The organism is Bacillus sp. 05T31 (assembly GCF_056396725.1).
Genome location: NZ_JBFTMA010001168.1, coordinates 1 through 770 on the forward strand (window position 1 = coordinate 1; position 770 = coordinate 770).

Annotated in this window: 1 protein-coding gene; it reads left to right on the forward strand. The window is 36.9% G+C overall.

Annotation, left to right across the window (positions count from 1 at the left end):
- The coding region (locus tag AC1DJR_RS32150; protein WP_477004486.1) for an aminotransferase class I/II-fold pyridoxal phosphate-dependent enzyme at positions 1-770 on the forward strand (770 nt) is incomplete at both ends.

Sequence of the window (770 nt, forward strand, 5' to 3'; positions counted from 1 at the left end):
CTAGTGAAGCGATCGATGTTGCATTCCGAACTATTTTAGAACCAGGAACGGAAGTAATTTTACCTGCTCCTATTTACCCTGGTTACGAGCCGATTATTCGACTATGTGGTGCAACTCCTATTTTTATAGATGTTCGTGAAACTGGATTTCGTTTAACAGCTGAAGCATTGCAACATGCAATTACAGAACGAACAAGATGCGTCGTTTTACCGTATCCTTCTAATCCAACTGGTGTTACCTTATCAAAAGAAGAATTAGAAGATATTGTATCTGTCTTAAAAGATAAAAATATTTTCGTTCTTTCTGATGAAATTTATAGTGAACTTGTATATGAAGAAAAACACACATCTATCGCTCATTTCCCAGAAATGCGTGATAAGACGATTGTCATTAACGGCTTATCAAAATCACATTCTATGACCGGCTGGCGTATCGGACTTTTATTTGCTCCAGAATATTTAGCAAAACACATATTAAAAGTTCATCAATACAATGTTACATGTGCTACTTCAATTGCTCAATATGCTGCAATCGAAGCTTTAACAGCTGCTAAAGATGCCCCGAAGATGATGCGCTATCAATACAAAAAACGCCGTGATTACGTRTATAATAGACTCATTCAAATGGGTTTAACGGTTGAGAAGCCAACAGGTGCATTTTATTTATTCCCATATGTTGGACATTTAACATCTTCATCATTTGATTTTGCACTTGATCTTGTAAAAGAAGCTGGGCTAGCCGTTGTTCCTGGAACCGCATTTTCCGAATAC